General features: G+C 54.2%; 14 protein-coding genes. 9 read left to right on the top strand and 5 right to left on the bottom strand.

Features of this window, described 5'->3' with window-relative positions; translation table 11 throughout:
* Positions 1 to 4 precede the first annotated feature (4 nt).
* Entirely contained in the window at positions 5 to 1,900 is a 1,896-nt protein-coding gene (gene parE, locus C7387_RS13725; protein ID WP_006818270.1) for a DNA topoisomerase IV subunit B, read from the top strand.
* Positions 1,901 to 1,969: 69 nt separating this feature from the next.
* Here the strand turns inward: parE and C7387_RS13720 are convergent, their stop codons facing one another.
* The 4 genes from C7387_RS13720 to qseB form a co-directional block, all read right to left on the bottom strand.
* Entirely contained in the window at positions 1,970 to 2,284 is a 315-nt protein-coding gene (locus tag C7387_RS13720) for a putative quinol monooxygenase (protein ID WP_006818271.1), read from the bottom strand.
* A gap of 35 nt (positions 2,285 to 2,319) precedes the next feature.
* On the bottom strand, positions 2,320 to 2,901 hold the full coding sequence (locus C7387_RS13715) for an NAD(P)H-dependent oxidoreductase (protein ID WP_006818272.1): 582 nt from the start codon (positions 2,899 to 2,901) through the stop codon (positions 2,320 to 2,322).
* Positions 2,902 to 3,009: 108 nt separating this feature from the next.
* Complete coding sequence (gene qseC / locus C7387_RS13710; RefSeq protein WP_420855528.1) at positions 3,010 to 4,356, bottom strand: quorum sensing histidine kinase QseC; 1,347 nt, start codon at positions 4,354 to 4,356, stop codon at positions 3,010 to 3,012.
* A gap of 2 nt (positions 4,357 to 4,358) precedes the next feature.
* Positions 4,359 to 5,015, bottom strand: coding sequence for a quorum sensing response regulator transcription factor QseB (gene qseB / locus C7387_RS13705; protein ID WP_038255851.1), 657 nt, complete (start codon positions 5,013 to 5,015; stop codon positions 4,359 to 4,361).
* 149 nt (positions 5,016 to 5,164) lie between these two features.
* Here qseB and C7387_RS13700 point away from each other — a divergent pair, with 149 nt between their 5' ends.
* The 8 genes from C7387_RS13700 to C7387_RS13665 all read left to right on the top strand — a co-directional run bounded on the left by C7387_RS13700 (position 5,165) and on the right by C7387_RS13665 (position 15,492).
* Entirely contained in the window at positions 5,165 to 5,566 is a 402-nt protein-coding gene (locus tag C7387_RS13700; RefSeq protein WP_006818275.1) for a YgiW/YdeI family stress tolerance OB fold protein, read from the top strand.
* A gap of 67 nt (positions 5,567 to 5,633) precedes the next feature.
* Complete coding sequence (locus tag C7387_RS13695) at positions 5,634 to 6,500, top strand: AraC family transcriptional regulator (protein ID WP_120816889.1); 867 nt, start codon at positions 5,634 to 5,636, stop codon at positions 6,498 to 6,500.
* A gap of 143 nt (positions 6,501 to 6,643) precedes the next feature.
* Positions 6,644 to 8,902, top strand: a complete 2,259-nt coding sequence (parC, locus tag C7387_RS13690; RefSeq protein WP_006818277.1) for a DNA topoisomerase IV subunit A — start codon at positions 6,644 to 6,646, stop codon at positions 8,900 to 8,902.
* Between the two features lie 76 nt (positions 8,903 to 8,978).
* Positions 8,979 to 9,716 (top strand): 1-acylglycerol-3-phosphate O-acyltransferase, encoded by a 738-nt coding sequence (gene plsC / locus C7387_RS13685; protein WP_006818278.1) that lies wholly within the window; start codon positions 8,979 to 8,981, stop codon positions 9,714 to 9,716.
* Between the two features lie 52 nt (positions 9,717 to 9,768).
* Entirely contained in the window at positions 9,769 to 11,181 is a 1,413-nt protein-coding gene (gene ftsP / locus C7387_RS13680; protein ID WP_120816888.1) for a cell division protein FtsP, read from the top strand.
* Positions 11,182 to 11,412: 231 nt separating this feature from the next.
* Positions 11,413 to 12,183, top strand: a complete 771-nt coding sequence (locus C7387_RS13675) for a fimbrial protein (RefSeq protein ID WP_038255799.1) — start codon at positions 11,413 to 11,415, stop codon at positions 12,181 to 12,183.
* Positions 12,184 to 12,444: 261 nt separating this feature from the next.
* Positions 12,445 to 13,158, top strand: coding sequence for a fimbrial protein (locus C7387_RS13670; RefSeq protein WP_038255797.1), 714 nt, complete (start codon positions 12,445 to 12,447; stop codon positions 13,156 to 13,158).
* A gap of 159 nt (positions 13,159 to 13,317) precedes the next feature.
* The gene (locus C7387_RS13665; protein ID WP_120816887.1) at positions 13,318 to 15,492 is read left to right on the top strand and encodes a YgiQ family radical SAM protein; all 2,175 of its coding nucleotides are present in this window, start codon (positions 13,318 to 13,320) and stop codon (positions 15,490 to 15,492) included.
* A gap of 54 nt (positions 15,493 to 15,546) precedes the next feature.
* Here the strand turns inward: C7387_RS13665 and dkgA are convergent, their stop codons facing one another.
* Positions 15,547 to 16,374 (bottom strand): 2,5-didehydrogluconate reductase DkgA, encoded by an 828-nt coding sequence (gene dkgA / locus C7387_RS13660; protein WP_038255795.1) that lies wholly within the window; start codon positions 16,372 to 16,374, stop codon positions 15,547 to 15,549.
* Positions 16,375 to 16,476 lie beyond the last annotated feature (102 nt).

Raw genomic sequence — 16,476 nt, 5'->3', positions numbered from 1 at the left:
GACCATGACGCAATCTTCATATAACGCTGATGCCATTGAGGTACTCACCGGGCTTGAGCCGGTTCGCCGCCGCCCGGGAATGTATACTGACACGACTCGCCCTAACCATCTGGGCCAGGAAGTCATTGATAACAGCGTGGACGAAGCGCTGGCGGGCCACGCAAAACGCGTGGAAGTTATCCTGCATGCCGATCAATCGCTGGAAGTCATTGATGACGGTCGCGGTATGCCGGTGGATATCCATCCGGAAGAAGGCGTCCCGGCGGTTGAGCTGATCCTCTGTCGTCTGCATGCGGGCGGCAAATTCTCGAACAAGAACTATCAGTTCTCCGGTGGTCTTCACGGCGTTGGGATCTCGGTCGTTAACGCCCTGTCAAAACGGGTTGAAGTTACGGTTCGACGTGATGCCCAGGTCTACAGCATCGCCTTTGAGAACGGCGATAAAGTGGAAGATTTGCAGGTGGTCGGTACCTGCGGTAAACGCAATACCGGTACCAGCGTGCACTTCTGGCCGGACGAAAGTTTCTTCGACAGCCCGCGTTTCTCCGTTTCCCGACTCACTCACTTGCTGAAAGCCAAAGCGGTGTTGTGCCCGGGCGTTGAGATTGTTTTTAAAGACAAAGTTAACAATACCGAGCAGACCTGGCGCTACGAAGATGGCCTGAACGACTATCTGTGCGAAGCGGTTAACGGTCTGCCGCTGCTGCCTGAGAAGCCGTTCGTCGGCAATTTTGAGGGCGATACCGAGGCCGTTGACTGGGCGCTGCTGTGGCTGCCGGAAGGCGGTGAACTGCTTACCGAAAGCTATGTGAACCTGATCCCGACGATGCAGGGTGGTACGCACGTTAACGGTCTGCGCCAGGGCTTGCTCGACGCGATGCGCGAGTTCTGCGAGTACCGCAATATTCTGCCGCGCGGCGTGAAGCTCTCGGCGGAGGATATCTGGGATCGCTGTGCCTACGTGCTGTCAGTCAAAATGCAGGATCCGCAGTTTGCCGGTCAGACCAAAGAGCGTCTCTCTTCGCGTCAGTGTGCGGCATTCGTTTCCGGCGTGGTGAAAGATGCCTTCAGCCTGTGGCTGAACCAGAACGTCCAGGCGGCAGAACTGCTGGCCGAAATGGCGATTTCCAGCGCCCAGCGTCGTCTGCGCGCGGCGAAAAAAGTGGTACGTAAAAAACTGACCAGCGGTCCGGCGCTGCCCGGGAAACTGGCCGACTGTACCGCTCAGGATCTCAATCGCACCGAACTGTTCCTCGTAGAAGGTGACTCGGCGGGCGGATCCGCCAAACAGGCGCGCGATCGTGAGTATCAGGCGATCATGCCGCTCAAAGGTAAGATCCTTAACACCTGGGAAGTTTCCTCCGACGAAGTTCTGGCCTCGCAGGAAGTACACGATATCTCGGTGGCGATCGGCATCGATCCGGACAGTGACGATCTCAGCCAGCTGCGCTACGGCAAGATCTGTATCCTGGCGGATGCGGACTCCGATGGCCTGCACATCGCCACGCTTCTGTGCGCGCTGTTTGTGAAACACTTCCGTACCCTGGTGAAACAGGGGCATGTGTACGTGGCGCTGCCGCCGCTCTACCGTATCGATCTCGGTAAAGAGGTGTACTACGCGCTGACGGAAGAAGAAAAAGCCGGCGTGCTTGAACAGCTTAAACGCAAGAAAGGGAAGCCGAACGTGCAGCGCTTTAAAGGTCTGGGTGAGATGAACCCGATGCAGCTGCGCGAAACCACGCTTGATCCCAACACTCGTCGTCTGGTGCAGCTCATCATTACTGATGAAGATGAACAGCAGACCACCGCGATGATGGACATGCTGCTTGCCAAGAAGCGTTCGGAAGATCGTCGTAACTGGTTACAGGAAAAAGGTGACCTGGCGGATATCGAAGGTTAATACAACAAAAGGCGGGTAGCCTTCGCTTACCCGCCTCATTTCACTCACGCAAGTTTTTGTCCTGCGGAATTAAACACCCTGCTCAAGAATACGAATGTGCGTTTCCAGCACGTCGCCTTTCACCGCTTCGCTCCACGCTTTCATGTGCGGAGTCTGCAGATGCGCTTCAAGATGCGCCACGGTTTCCCACAGTTCAACCATCACGATGGAGTCCGGCGCGGTTGCCTGGAAGCTCACGTCAGCGGCATGGTCTACCAGCGGCGCATAGCCGTGGCAGCCTTCTTCTTTCAACACGGTTGGAATAATTTTCGCAAATTCATCCAGCACAGCCTGGCGGTGATGTTGGCCAGGACGGGTGCGGATTTCAGCAATGATCGTCAACATGGTACCTTCAACTCCTTCTGTTATTAGAGTTCTAGTTAACCAAAAATCGCGGTCAGATGCTTGCGATATTCTGCGATATAGCTCGGTACATCAGGCATTTTAATCACGTCGTTGACGATAAAGGTTGGCAGCGCTTCCATTCCCAGGAACTGGTTGGCTTTGTGGAACGGCAGATACACGCCGTCAACGCCCACGCCGTGGAAGAACTGTGCTTTATCGTCAAAGGCTTCCATCGGCGCGTTCCAGGTGAGAGACAGCATGTATTTTTTGCCCTGGATAAGGCCGCCGGAACCGTATTTTTTGTTGGCATCAGAGCGGGTGCGACCGTCGCTGGCGTACAGTGAACCATGGCCTTCGGTGAAGACATCGTCGATGTACTTTTTCACGGTCCATGGCGCACCCATCCACCAACCCGGCATTTGCCAGATGATGACGTCAGCCCACAGGAAGTTTTGTACTTCAGCTTTGATATCGTAATCGCTGTCAGCGCGAACAATTTTAACATCATGCCCGGCGTCGCGCAGATGGCCATCCGCGACCTCGGTCAGGGTGTCATTCAGCTGGCCATTAGAGTGGGCAAATTTTTTTGCACCGTTAATAATCAGAATGTTGCTCATGTCATGTCCTCAAAATAAGCGTTTGTCCACAATAATACGCGGGCTAACGATGTGAGAGAACAGGCAAAATGTGCAAAATCTTTTGCTAAATGAGCAATAATCTGCCGCTTACCAGCGCACGCAGACGATGAACCCGCCCTCCGGCGCATTGGCAAAGCTGACCGACATCTGGTGCAGCGAGGCAATACGGCGAACGATAGATAATCCCAGCCCGCTGCCGGTTTCATCTTGCCCCGGCGGACGATAGAAACGCTCGCCAATCCTTGCCAACGCCTCGGCGCTCACTCCAGGGCCATTATCACGCACGCTGAACTGACCGCTGCTGAGCGTGACGTCTATCTGGCTGCCGTGTGGCGTGTAGCGAATGGCGTTATCGAGCAGGTTACGCACCAGCAGGCTCAGCAGCAGCGGCTGCCCGGTGCGTTCAACGTGGGGGGTATCGAGATGCAGGCGGATATCGATTCCCGCCTGCTGCGCCGGATAGTACGCATCGATCACCGCCGACTGCAGTAAGTCTTCAAGGGCGATGGGCGCAACGTCGTCGAGGTTCTCCAGTGAATCGAGGCGGGAAAGCGTCAGCAGCTGTTCGACCAGCCGGGAGGCGCGGTCAATGCCGGTGTGCAGCTGGCTAAGCGCCTTCTCGCGCGCCTGTGGGTCATCCATCGACAGCTGCGCCACTTCGGTTTGCACCTTCAGGGCGGTCAGCGGGCTGCGCAGTTCGTGGGCCGCGTCGGAGGTAAACTGCCGCTCACGTACCATCATGGTGTGGGTACGGCTAAAGAGCTGGTTCAGCGCTTCGACCAGCGGACGAACTTCGCTCGGTACGCCCTCAGTACGCAGCAGGTCGGCGGATTCCGGCTCTCGTACCCGAAGCGTCTGGGTGATTTTTTTGAGCGGTGCCAACTCGCGGCTGAGCAAAAAGAACAACAGCAGAAGCATCAGCGGTAGCGCAATCAGCCACGGCGTCAGCTGCGACGTAATGATATCGAGCGCCATTTCCTGGCGGTAATCCCACTCCTGGCCAACCACGATGCGGTGCTTGCCGTCACTGGTGGTGAGCCACAGGAAGCGCCACTCGTCGTCATCGTCCTTCAGGTGCCCATCGTCGAAACCTTCTCGGCGATAGTTGTACGGGATCTCACGGCCGTTCTCGCCGTCATGCAACACAAGCTTGCCGTCGGCGGTAAAAATAGCGAAGGCCAGCGCGTCATCATCAAGATGACCGTGCTTGATTTTTTTCCGCTCAGGAAGCGGTGGGGTGAGGGCGGTGATATCGGCAAAATGCATGGCGCTCAGGCGTTTGGCGAACAGCATCTGCTGGGTATCGAACAGCTTATCGAGCTTTTTGGAGGTCTGGTGCCAGGCCATCAGGCTGGCGCTGCCCCAGGCGACCAGCGTCAGCAGCAGAAACAGCAGCGTCAGACGCAGGCGGAGGCTCAGTTGGCGAAAACGCATTATTATTGACTCAGGGTATAGCCGATGCCGTGCACCGTGCGGATAAAATCACTGCCGAGCTTGCGGCGCAGATGGTGGACGTGCACTTCCACGGCGTTGCTGGACACGTCGTCGTCCCAGTTGTAGAGCTTCTCTTCAATAAGCTTACGCGGCAGCACGCGACCCACGTTGCGCAGCAGAAGCTCCAGCAGGGCGAACTCTTTCGGTTTCAGTGTAAGGGGCTCATCGTTTAGCGTGGCGGTGAGCTTTCCCGGGTCGAGGGTGACGGCACCGTGCTGCAACACGTTACTCGACTGACCGTGGGCGCGGCGAATCAGCGCCTCCAGGCGGGCGGCCACTTCGATCAGGGCAAACGGCTTACACAGATAATCATCGGCGCCGAGCCGCAATCCTTCCACGCGCTGCGAGAGCGCATCGCGGGCGGTCAAAATCAGCACCGGTTCGCTGTGCCCTTTTGCCCGCCACTCACGCAGAATGTCCAGCCCGTCGATACCCGGTAGTGAGAGGTCAAGAATCACCGCATCATAAGGTGCGCTGTACAGTGCGCTGCGCCCTTCATCGCCGCGGGTAAACCAGTCCAGACTGAAGCCCATTTTGCTAAGTCCGGTCTTTAATCCGTCACCGATGAGCTTGTCATCTTCTACCAAAAGAATGCGCATAATAAAGTCCAATATCACCACCGGGGAAACTCAGTAAACCCTTTCAGAATGGCTGCTGTACAGCATTTTTAAATATTTTTCTCCCTTAAGAAGTTGTTAAGTTTTATCCTGTTTACTGGATGTCATTGAGATACCAATGGAGAAGATAAATGAAAAAAGTAGCTGCTTTGACCGCCGTTCTGGTACTGATGTCTGCACCGGTATTTGCTGCCAATACTCAGGGCGGTTTTACCGGACCTGGTACCACCACCACGACACAAACTCAGGCCGGAGGATTCCAGGGGCCGAGCGGAAGCGTCACCACGGTTGCGAATGCTAAAGGCCTGCGCGACGATACCTGGGTCACTCTGCGTGGTAACATCGTGGAGCGCATCTCTGATGATAAATACACCTTTAAAGATGCCTCCGGCACGGTGAATATAGATATCGACCACAAACGCTGGAACGGTCAGACCATCACCCCGCAGGATGTGGTTGAGATCCAGGGTGAAGTTGATAAAGACTGGAACTCTGTTGAGATTGACGTTAAACAGATTAGCAAAGTGAAATAACACATTGCGCAAGATCGGTCAGGATCGCCCCCCGCGATCCTGACAAAGTACACCGCAGGAGGACGTAATGAATGACAGTCTGAAAGCGGTGTACGCGGCGCGATTTCGCGATGTTTGCGACTATATTGCCCGCCACCTTGATGAACCCCTGTCGCTGGAACAACTGAGCCGCATCGCCTGCTGCTCGCCATACCACTTTCATCGACAGTTTACGGCGTACAGCGGCCAGCCGTTGTACCGCTACATTCAGTGGTTGCGTCTGCGGCATGCCTCATGGCGGCTGGCGTTTAAACCACAGGATAAAATCATCGACATCGCCCTGGATACCGGGTTTCAGAACCCGGAGTCGTTCACCCGCGCCTTCAAAGTCGCGCTGGGGAAAAGCCCGCGTCAGTTCCGCACTGAGCCGGACTGGGCGCAGTGGCACCTGCGCGTACCTAAAAATACTTTTCAGGAGCAAATTTCGATGAACGTTAAGGTTATCGACTTCCCGCGTACGTTGGTGGCGAAGATAGCGCATCGCGGCAGCGCCGAGCGGGTGAACGACAGCGCGGCGATATTTATTCAGTGGCGTAAAAGCACCGGACTATCGCCGGTGCCATCAAGCCAGACCTACGGCATCGCCTGGGATGATCCGGAAACCACGCCGCCCGAAGCGTTTCGCTTTGATATTTGCGGTAGCGTAAGTGCCCCGGTGTCGGAGAATCGCTTTGGGGTGGTGAATGATGAAATCCCCGCCGGGCGCTGCGCGGTAGTGCGCCACAGCGGTTCGCTGGATACGGTTTCACAAAGCGTCTGGTATTTATTCCGCGACTGGCTGCCGCAAAGCGGTGAAACGGCCCGCGATTTTCCGGTCTTTTTCCAGTACCTGAATTTCGTGCATGACGTGGCGGAGCACGAGCTGCAGACCGATATTTATTTACCGCTGAAGTAAATCCACTCCGGGCGAAACCTGGCCCGGAGTCCTGCCAAATTGTCGCCAGACGCCCCTGTGACTCAGCGCGCCAGATAGGGTATTATCGCGGGTAGTTTTGCCGCCTGCACCAGACCGGCGCATCAATAAAGGAATCACAGTTAATGAGCGATATGGCAGAGCGCCTTGCGCTACATGAATTCACGGAAAATGCGTATCTGAACTACTCCATGTACGTCATCATGGACAGGGCGCTACCGTTTATTGGCGATGGCCTGAAGCCGGTTCAACGCCGCATCGTGTACGCGATGTCTGAGCTGGGGCTGAGCGCCAGCGCAAAATTTAAAAAATCTGCCCGTACCGTCGGTGACGTGCTGGGTAAATACCATCCGCACGGCGACAGCGCCTGTTATGAAGCGATGGTACTGATGGCACAGCCGTTCTCCTATCGTTACCCGCTGGTCGATGGCCAGGGGAACTGGGGGGCACCGGACGATCCGAAATCCTTCGCGGCGATGCGTTACACCGAGTCTCGTCTGTCCAAATATGCCGAATTGCTGCTGGGCGAGCTCGGGCAGGGGACCGCGGACTGGGTGCCGAACTTCGACGGTACGATGCAGGAGCCGAAGATGCTGCCTGCGCGTCTGCCAAACATCCTGCTGAACGGTACCACCGGGATCGCGGTGGGCATGGCGACCGATATTCCCCCGCACAACCTGCGCGAAGTGGCGAACGCCGCTATCACCCTGATTGAAAAACCGAAGACCACGCTCGATGAGCTGCTGGATATCGTTCAGGGGCCGGATTACCCGACCGAAGCGGAAATCATCACCCCGCGCGCGGAAATTCGCAAAATCTACCAGAACGGTCGTGGCTCCGTGCGCATGCGCGCGGTGTGGAATAAAGAAGACGGAGCGGTGGTTATTACCGCGCTGCCGCACCAGGTGTCCGGCGCGAAGGTGCTGGAACAAATCGCCAGCCAGATGCGCAATAAAAAGCTGCCGATGGTGGACGACCTGCGCGATGAGTCAGACCACGAAAACCCGACTCGTCTGGTGATTGTGCCGCGCTCGAACCGCGTCGATATGGAGCAGGTGATGAACCACCTGTTTGCCACTACCGATCTGGAAAAAAGCTACCGTATCAACCTGAACATGATTGGTCTGGACGGTCGCCCGGCGGTGAAAAACCTGCTTGAGATCCTGACCGAATGGCTTGCCTTCCGTCGCGACACGGTGACGCGTCGACTGAACTATCGTCTGGAAAAAGTGCTGAAGCGCCTGCATATCCTCGAAGGTTTGCTGATTGCGTTTCTCAATATCGACGAAGTCATCCACATCATCCGCAGCGAAGATGAACCGAAGCCGGTGCTGATGTCGCGCTTTGGTATCAGCGAAACGCAGGCCGAATCGATCCTCGAGCTTAAACTGCGCCACCTCGCCAAACTGGAAGAGATGAAGATCCGCGGCGAGCAGAACGATCTTGAGAAAGAGCGCGATCAGCTGCAGGCGATCCTCGCCTCTGAGCGCAAAATGAATACCCTGCTGAAGAAAGAGCTGCAGGCCGATGCCGATGCCTATGGCGATGACCGTCGTTCCCCGCTGCGCGAGCGCGAAGAAGCGAAGGCGATGAACGAGCACGATATGCTGCCGTCTGAGCCGGTGACCATTGTGCTGTCGCAGATGGGCTGGGTTCGCAGTGCCAAAGGCCATGACATCGACGCCCAGGGGCTGAGCTATAAATCCGGTGACAGCTGGAAGTCCTCAGCGAAAGGTAAGAGCAACCAGCCAGTGGTGTTTATTGATACCACCGGGCGTAGCTACGCGATTGACCCTATCACGCTGCCGTCGGCGCGCGGACAGGGCGAACCGCTGACCGGTAAACTGACGTTACCGCCGGGCGCGACCGTTGAGCATATGCTGATGGAAGGCGACGAGCAGAAACTGCTGATGGCATCCGACGCCGGTTACGGCTTTGTCTGCACCTTTAACGATCTGGTAGCGCGCAACCGTGCCGGTAAAGCGGTTATCACGCTTCCGGATAACGCGCAGGTGATGCCGCCGGTCGTTATCGAAGACGAATCTGACATGCTCCTCGCGATCACCACCGCGGGCCGGATGCTGATGTTCCCGGTCAGCGACCTGCCGCAGCTGTCGAAAGGTAAGGGTAACAAGATTATCAATATCGCTTCGGCGGATGCCGCGAAAGGGGTTGATGGCCTGGCGCATCTGTATCTCCTGCCACCGCAAAGCACGCTGACTATCCATGTCGGCAAGCGCAAAATTAAACTGCGTCCGGAAGAACTGCAGAAAGTGACCGGCGAGCGCGGGCGTCGCGGTACCCTGATGCGCGGCCTGCAGAAAATCGACAGGATTGATATCGATTCACCGATGCGCCCCGCCGCAGGCGATAGCGAAGAGTAAAAACAAACGCCCCTGAAGCAGAGGGGCGTGTTAAAATTTGCTGCAAAACCCAAGGGTTAGGGTTTCAGAGGGTGTTATGTTATTCATTTTTCGACTTATTATCGCTGTTATCTACTGTATTCTGGTGTGTATAGTTGGCTGCATCTACTGCCTGTTCAGCCCGCGTAATCCAAAACACGTTGCTACTTTCGGCCATATGTTTGGCAGAATGGCGCCGCTGTTCGGTTTGAAAGTAGAACTGCGTAAACCCGCAGATGCAGATACCTACGGCAATGCGATTTACATCGGTAATCACCAGAACAATTACGATATGGTGACCGCCTCTAACATTGTTCAGCCGCCTACGGTGACCGTCGGGAAAAAGAGCCTGATATGGATCCCGTTCTTTGGCCAGCTGTACTGGCTGACCGGCAACCTGCTGATTGACCGTAATAACCGTGCGAAAGCGCACAACACCATTACCGAAGTGGTGAATAACTTTAAAACGCGCCGGATCTCGTTCTGGATGTTCCCGGAAGGTACCCGTAGCCGTGGGCGTGGCCTGCTGCCGTTTAAAACCGGGGCATTTCACGCGGCAATTGCGGCAGGCGTCCCGATTATTCCTGTGTGTGTTTCCAATACATCGAATAAGATTAATTTGAATCGCCTGAACAACGGCCTGGTGATCGTGGAAATGTTGCCTCCGGTGGATACCAGCAACTGGAACAAAGATCAGATCCGTGAACTGGCGACCCACTGCCGCGAGCTGATGGCAGCGAAGATTGATGAGTTAAATCAGGAAGTCGCACAGCGAGAAGCGGCCGGAAAAATCTAATAAGCGGGAAACGAATTTCCGCCTCTTTTTGTCAGTTTTGCATGGAGTTTATATGTCACTCAGTCGGCGTCAGTTTATTCAGACATCAGGGCTTGCACTGTGTGCAAGTGCGGTGCCGCTGAGGGCAAATGCGGCCGGGCAGCAGCAGGTGCTGCCGGTCCCTCCACTGCTCGAATCCCGTCGCGGTCAGCCGCTGTTCATGACGCTGCAACGTAGCCACTGGTCGTTTACGCCGGGTACTCGTGCGCCGGTGTCAGGGATTAATGGCCGCTATCTTGGCCCGACTATCCGTGTCTGGAACGGTGATGACGTTAAACTGATTTACAGCAATCGACTCGCAGAAAACGTCGCGATGACCGTACGTGGCCTGCAGGTGCCGGGGCCGCTTATGGGCGGCGCGGCGCGTATGATGTCACCGGGTGCCGACTGGGCGCCGGTACTGCCTATCCGCCAGAGCGCGGCAACACTCTGGTATCAGGCGAATACTCCCAATCGCATGGCGCAGCAGGTCTATAACGGCGTTGCCGGGATGTGGCTGGTCGAAGATGAAGTAAGTAAGTCCTTACCTATTCCCAATCACTACGGCGTCGACGACTTCCCGGTCATTATCCAGGATAAGCGGCTGGATAACTTCGGCACGCCGGAGTACAGCGAACCCGGTAGCGGTGGCTTTGTTGGCGACACGCTGCTGGTGAACGGTGTGCAGAGCCCATACGTTGAAGTCTCTCGTGGTTGGGTGCGCCTGCGTCTGCTTAATGCTTCTAACTCTCGTCGCTATCAGCTGCAAATGAGCGATGGCCGACCGCTGCACGTTATTTCCGGCGATCAGGGCTTTTTACCCACGCCGATTTCGGTGAAACAGCTGTCGCTGGCGCCGGGTGAGCGGCGTGAAATTTTGGTGGATATGACCAACGGTGACGAAGTGTCGATCACCTGCGGTGAGGCGGCGGGCATCATGGACCGCATCCGTGGATTCTTTGAGCCTTCCAGCATTCTCATTTCTACGCTGGTACTGACGCTGCGCCCGACCGGGCTGCTGCCGCTGGTGACTGACAGCCTGCCGATGCGCCTTCTGCCAGCAGAAATTATGTCCGGCACGCCGATTCGTAGCCGCGACATCTCGCTTGGTGATGACCCGGGTATTAACGGTCAGCTGTGGGATCCGAAACGCATTGATATCACCGCGCAGCAGGGAACCTGGGAGCGCTGGACGGTGCGTGCTGACCGCCCGCAGTCGTTCCATATTGAAGGTGTGATGTTCCAGGTGCGTAACGTGAACGGTGCAATGCCGTTCCCGGAAGATCGCGGCTGGAAGGATACGGTATGGGTGGATGGCCAGGTTGAACTACTGGTCAACTATGTTCAGCCGTCGTGGCCGCACTTCCCGTTCCAGTACAGCAGCGGAACCCTTGAGCTCGCCGATCGCGGCTCCATTGGTCAGATTCTGGTGAACCCGGCATCGTAAAAAATACACTGGCAGGGGATGAATAAAAACCTGCCAACCTTTCTCAATATTTATTACTTTCTATTATGATAACCTTTTATTGATTGAAGGTGATGATAAAACCATCTCTACTTATTAATAGATTCAGTTATTCTAAATTGTTAGATTCTGTGTGAATTGTTAGAGTCAGGTGCTTGATGTATGGAAGATATATGCAATCTCTCTAATTAATAATCACACCTTGAGAAATCTATGAAGAAAAATAAACGTTCTATTATGTTATTGTCATCAGTATTGACAATGGCAATGCTAGCTCCACAGTTTGCACATGCGGCAAAGGAGTGTTTTTTTTATGGAACTCGCTCTGTCAAAATCAACGCTGCCACCGTCAATAATGACCTGAAAGGATTGCATATTTATAAAGCAGGTACTGAAGGTTTTATCCTGGATTATGATGTACTGACTGATGCTGCTAATCTGAAAACAAAGTGTAATGTTGGCCCGGATGGAATGAATCTCGGGGCCTGGCGTGTTGCTCCCGCTGCGTCAAAGGTATCAACAATTGAATATAATACGCAGGCGCATAACATTGCACTGTTTGCGACAAATGTACCAGGTATTTACTACTCGGTGAAGGTGCGAGCCAAACCAGATAATATTCAGGTGCTCAATCAATTTGTACCATGGTATACGGATATTCCTGGCGGGTCTTTACCTTACGAGAGTGGGTTTAAGTATCCGCTCCACTCAGGTACAAAATCGTTCCTTGATGGTGGCCGTCAACATAATATATTCATTAACTTCTATCAGGATAAATCGTTTAAAGGAACAACGGAGAAATATATAAAGCCGAAGCAAAAAAATACGCTGCTGGGTTACTTTGTTTTCGGTAACAACTCTGATGGTGATGATAATGTTTCTGTCACCATGGGCGATTTCTCTGTGCCCGTTATCCAGCCTGTTGCGGCAGGACTCGTCGTACAGCCCACCCCTGGCCTTGGTGGGGCTACATTGTCAAAATAATTGCTTATATTTTAATAAAAAAAGCCGGAAGCGAGTTGTTTCCGGCTGTATAACCCATCAGCGTAAGTCAATTCCTTTAGTAGTCGCCTCTCTAAATATAAAAGAACATCTTGATTTCATCATAATGATATTTTGTGACTGGAAATTATAATTGCAGCCAGTCAGTATTACCTCTCCATACCAGCCTCTTTCGAGGTGAAGTGGTAAACGATGATGCTCAAATTTAGTGTGAGTTTCTTAATTAACAGAAAGGTAATCATTATGGCTATGAAAAACAAAACTGCAATTGCAATTCTCACAACCGTACTGGCAGTTTCTGCAGTTGTGCCAAACCTGGCTTTTGCAGCAAAAGAGTGTTTCTTCTACGGGACGCGTTCGGTAACAATTAATTCCCTCAAACCGATTGGTAATGAAGGTGGATTACATATATTCAAACCTGGAACCGAGGGTTTTATTTTGGATTATGACGTATTGACTAATACGCCAACCCTGACGACTAAGTGCAATGTTGGTCCGGATGGGATCGGCCTGGGTGCCTGGCGCGAAGCCCCGGCGGCGTCTAAAGTTTCAACGGTTGAGTACAATACTCAAGCCCATAATATTGCACTCTTTGCTACAAATATTCCGGGTATTTATTACTCTGTAAAAATGCGCGCAAATCCTGGCAATATTAGCTCACTTGAACAATTCGTACCGTGGACAACTGATATTCCAGCAGGTTCATTGCCTTACGAAAGTGGATTTAAATTCCCACTGCATTCCGGATCGGTAGGCTTCCTTGATAGTGGTCGTCAACACAATGTGTTTATTAACTTTTATCAGGATAAAACCTTCAAAGGTACTACTGAAAAATATATTAAACCATTACAGACCAATACCCGCTTAGGCTATTTTGTTTTTGGTAACAACTCGGATGGTAATGATAATGTTTCCATCACCATGGGTGACTTTTCATTACCAATCATTCAGCCGTGAGCCTTGAGCCCGAGACTAGTGGCAAAAAAGCACCAGCCGTCGCCCGGAAGCTGGTGCTTTTTTAACCGCCAATAACGCCAAATCCCCCTTCTTTCCCCACTCGTTCCAGCGTATAATCCCCGCCTTTTGAAGTCTTTTTAACCAATCCCCGGAAGCATTATGAGCGCAATTTCCCTGATCCAACCGGATCGCGACCTTTTCTCGTGGCCCCAGTACTGGGCGGCCTGCTTTGGCCCAGCCCCGTTCCTGCCGATGTCACGTGAAGAGATGGATTTACTCGGCTGGGACAGCTGCGACATCATCCTCGTCACCGGCGACGCCTATGTCGATCACCCAAGCTTCGGGATGGCAATCTGTGGCCGTATGCTGGAGGCTCAGGGCTTCCGCGTAGGGATAATTGCCCAGCCGGACTGGAACAGCAAAGAAGACTTCATGCGTCTTGGCAAACCGAACCTGTTTTTCGGCGTGACCGCTGGCAACATGGACTCGATGATTAACCGCTACACTGCCGACCGTAAGCTGCGTCATGACGATGCCTATACGCCGGACAACGTGGCCGGGAAACGTCCTGACCGTGCGACTCTGGTTTATACCCAGCGCTGTAAAGAAGCATGGAAAGATGTGCCGGTGATCCTCGGCGGTATCGAGGCAAGCCTGCGCCGTACCGCTCATTACGACTATTGGTCAGATACCGTGCGTCGTTCGGTGCTGGTAGATTCTAAAGCCGATATGCTGATTTTCGGCAACGGCGAACGTCCGCTGGTAGAGGTGGCTCACCGTCTGTCGCAGGGCGAGAAGGTCGGTGAAATCCGCGATGTGCGCAACACCGCGATTATGGTGAAAGAGGCGCTCCCGGGCTGGAGCGGGGTGGATTCCCGCATCATCGATATGCCGGGCAAAATTGACCCGATCCCGCATCCATACGGTGAAGATCTGCCGTGTGCGGATAACAAGCCGGTTGAGCCGAAAAAGCAGGAAGCAAAAGCCATTGTTGTGCAGCCGCCGCGTCCAAAACCGTGGGAGAAAACCTATGTGCTGCTGCCGTCCTTTGAGAAGGTGAAAAGCGACAAGGTGCTCTATGCGCATGCCTCACGAATTCTGCACCACGAAACCAACCCGGGCTGTGCGCGTGCCCTGATGCAAAAGCACGGCGAGCGCTATATCTGGATCAACCCGCCGGCTATCCCGCTTTCTACCGAAGAGATGGACAGCGTGTTTGCTCTGCCGTACAAGCGTGTACCGCACCCGGCGTACGGTAAGAGCCGTATTCCGGCGTATGAGATGATCCGTTTCTCAATCAACATCATGCGTGGCTGCTTCGGCGGTTGCTCATTCTGCTCCATTACGGAACACGAAGGTCGCATCATTCAGAGCCGTTCTGAAGACTCGATCATCAACGAGATCGAAGCGATCCGTGACACGGTGCCGGGCTTTACCGGTATTATTTCCGATCTCGGTGGCCCGACGGCCAACATGTATATGCTGCGCTGTAAGTCGCCGCGCGCAGAGCAAACCTGCCGCCGCCTGTCCTGCGTCTATCCGGATATTTGCCAGCACATGGACACTAACCATGAGCCGACAATCAACCTTTATCGTCGTGCGCGTGACCTGAAAGGCGTCAAGAAGATCCTGATTGCATCCGGTGTGCGTTATGACATCGCGGTAGAAGATCCTCGCTACATCAAGGAGCTGGCGACGCATCACGTGGGTGGCTATCTGAAGATTGCCCCGGAGCATACCGAGGAAGGCCCGCTGTCGAAAATGATGAAGCCGGGGATGGGCAGCTACGATCGTTTCAAAGAGCTGTTCGACACCTTCTCTAAGCAGGCGGGTAAAGAGCAGTATCTGATCCCGTACTTTATCTCGGCACACCCGGGCACCCGTGATGAAGACATGGTAAACCTGGCGCTGTGGCTGAAGCAGCGTCGCTTCCGTCTGGATCAGGTACAGAACTTCTATCCGTCACCGCTGGCGAACTCGACAACCATGTATTACACCGGCAAAAACCCGCTGAGTAAGATTGGTTATAAGAGTGAAGAAGTGGTGGTGCCGAAAGGGGACAAACAGCGCCGTCTGCACAAAGCGCTGCTGCGTTACCACGATCCGGCCAACTGGCCGCTGATTCGTCAGGCGCTGGAAGCGATGGGTAAAAAGCATCTGATTGGCTCACGCCGCGACTGTCTGGTTCCGGCTCCAACCATCGAAGAGATGCGCGAAGCACGCCGCCAGAACCGCCATACCCGTCCGGCACTGACCAAGCACACGCCAATTGTGCACCAGCGTTCGAACGGTGGGGCTACTGCGAAAAAAAGCGTGAAGCGTAAGACTGGCTAACGCTGTGCCCTCATCCGGCCCTCTCTCTGTGGGAGGGCCAGGGTGAGGGGTGAACTACCCGCTAAACTGATCCGGATCGGGGCCTAAGCGTTTGCCCTGATCCAGTTTCGCTATCTCACTGACGTCGTCTTTATCCAGACGGAAATCCCAGACATCAAAGTTCTCGGCAATTCTTGCGGGGGTTACCGATTTCGGGATCACCACTAATCCACTGTCGAGATGCCAGCGAAGCACCACCTGAGCCGGGGTCTTGCCGTGCTTATCCGCCAGTTCACGAATGATTTTCTGATCGAACACCCCTGCGCCACCCTGTGCCAGCGGGCTCCAGGATTCGGTCTGAATTTTGTGCGTGGCGTTCCAGGCATGGAGGGGGCGCTGTTGCATCAGCGGGTGCAGCTCAACCTGATTAATCACCGGGGCAACACCTGTTTCATCGATCAGACGCTGCAGATGAGGGATCTGGAAGTTACACACCCCAATGCTTTTAATCAGCCCGGCTTTTTGCAGCTCAATCATTCCCTTCCAGGCATCGACATAGTGGTCAATCGCGGGAACAGGCCAGTGCATCAGGTATAAATCGATATAGTCGAGCTGGAGCTTTTCGAGGCTCTCTTCCAGGGCTTCGCGAGGACGCTTCTGATCGTCATTCCAGAGCTTGGTGGTGATGAACAGTTCATCACGAGGGATCCCGGCGCTCTTTAATGCTTTACCGACGCCGCTTTCGTTCTTGTACGCCGCTGCAGTATCAATTGAGCGGTAACCCACCTCCAGCGCTTTGTGGATCGCAGTCACGACCTCCTCGTTACCTGCCTTCCACACGCCGAGACCCAGTTGCGGCATTACGTTGCCGTCATGCAGCTTGATTAAGGTTGGATGTGTCATGCGTTCCTCCATATTTTTAAGCTCGCCGGGTCGAAACCCGACGAGACTCCAGTATTAAGCCTGGTCGAAATATGCCAAAACGAAAGGGGAAAACCGCAAATC

Source organism: Yokenella regensburgei, from assembly GCF_003634235.1.
GTDB classification, from domain to species: domain Bacteria; phylum Pseudomonadota; class Gammaproteobacteria; order Enterobacterales; family Enterobacteriaceae; genus Yokenella; species Yokenella regensburgei.
This window is presented reverse-complemented; position numbering and strand designations above follow the sequence as displayed.

Bases quoted from the DNA above. Each gene is read 5' to 3' on its own strand.
- parE (WP_006818270.1), top strand. From the start codon at position 5: ATGACGCAATCTTCATATAACGCTGATGCCATTGAGGTACTCACCGGG.
- C7387_RS13720 (WP_006818271.1), bottom strand. From the start codon at position 2,284: ATGTTGACGATCATTGCTGAAATCCGCACCCGTCCTGGCCAACATCAC.
- C7387_RS13715 (WP_006818272.1), bottom strand. From the start codon at position 2,901: ATGAGCAACATTCTGATTATTAACGGTGCAAAAAAATTTGCCCACTCT.
- qseC (WP_420855528.1), bottom strand. From the start codon at position 4,356: ATGCGTTTTCGCCAACTGAGCCTCCGCCTGCGTCTGACGCTGCTGTTT.
- qseB (WP_038255851.1), bottom strand. From the start codon at position 5,015: ATGCGCATTCTTTTGGTAGAAGATGACAAGCTCATCGGTGACGGATTA.
- C7387_RS13700 (WP_006818275.1), top strand. From the start codon at position 5,165: ATGAAAAAAGTAGCTGCTTTGACCGCCGTTCTGGTACTGATGTCTGCA.
- C7387_RS13695 (WP_120816889.1), top strand. From the start codon at position 5,634: ATGAATGACAGTCTGAAAGCGGTGTACGCGGCGCGATTTCGCGATGTT.
- parC (WP_006818277.1), top strand. From the start codon at position 6,644: ATGAGCGATATGGCAGAGCGCCTTGCGCTACATGAATTCACGGAAAAT.
- plsC (WP_006818278.1), top strand. From the start codon at position 8,979: ATGTTATTCATTTTTCGACTTATTATCGCTGTTATCTACTGTATTCTG.
- ftsP (WP_120816888.1), top strand. From the start codon at position 9,769: ATGTCACTCAGTCGGCGTCAGTTTATTCAGACATCAGGGCTTGCACTG.
- C7387_RS13675 (WP_038255799.1), top strand. From the start codon at position 11,413: ATGAAGAAAAATAAACGTTCTATTATGTTATTGTCATCAGTATTGACA.
- C7387_RS13670 (WP_038255797.1), top strand. From the start codon at position 12,445: ATGGCTATGAAAAACAAAACTGCAATTGCAATTCTCACAACCGTACTG.
- C7387_RS13665 (WP_120816887.1), top strand. From the start codon at position 13,318: ATGAGCGCAATTTCCCTGATCCAACCGGATCGCGACCTTTTCTCGTGG.
- dkgA (WP_038255795.1), bottom strand. From the start codon at position 16,374: ATGACACATCCAACCTTAATCAAGCTGCATGACGGCAACGTAATGCCG.